A 581-nucleotide genomic window follows, 5' to 3' on the forward strand; every position below is an offset into this window, starting at 1 on the left:
GATGAACATAATGCGCTGCTGGTTCTGGATGAAGTACAAAGCGGCATGGGCCGCAGCGGTAAACTGTTTGCGTATGAGCATTACGGCGTGCAGCCGGATATTCTTACCACCGCCAAAGCGCTGGGGGGGGGATTCCCGGTCAGTGCCATGTTAACGACTAACGATATTGCATCGGTCATGGCGCCTGGCGTGCACGGCACCACCTATGGCGGTAATCCGCTGGCCTGCGCGGTCGCTGAAGCAGCACTGGATATCATCAATACGCCAGAGGTGCTGGACGGTGTGGAAGAGCGCCGTCAGCTATTTGTTGATGCGCTTCAGGCGCTGGATGCCCGTTTCGACCTGTTCAGCGATATCCGTGGCAAAGGCCTGCTGATTGGCGCGGAGCTGAAATCACAGCACGCCGGTCGTGCGCGCGATATTCTTAATGCGGCGGCAGAAGCCGGTGTGATGGTGTTGGTTGCCGGAACTGACGTAATGCGTTTTGCGCCTTCGCTGGTCATTGAACCGACCGATATTGCCGAAGGTATGGCGCGGTTTGCCACGGCAGTGGAGAAAGTCCTGGGCTGATTGCCGTGGGG

At 58.0% G+C, this 581-nt stretch carries 1 pseudogene; it reads left to right on the forward strand.

Going from position 1 to position 581, the window contains the following annotated elements:
* Positions 1 to 570: pseudogene (gene argD, locus WH277_RS01140) on the forward strand (bifunctional acetylornithine/succinyldiaminopimelate transaminase); the annotation flags it as partial.
* Positions 571 to 581 lie beyond the last annotated feature (11 nt).

Source organism: Erwinia sp. MYb416, from assembly GCF_037479575.1.
Taxonomy (GTDB): Bacteria; Pseudomonadota; Gammaproteobacteria; order Enterobacterales; family Enterobacteriaceae; genus Erwinia; species Erwinia rhapontici.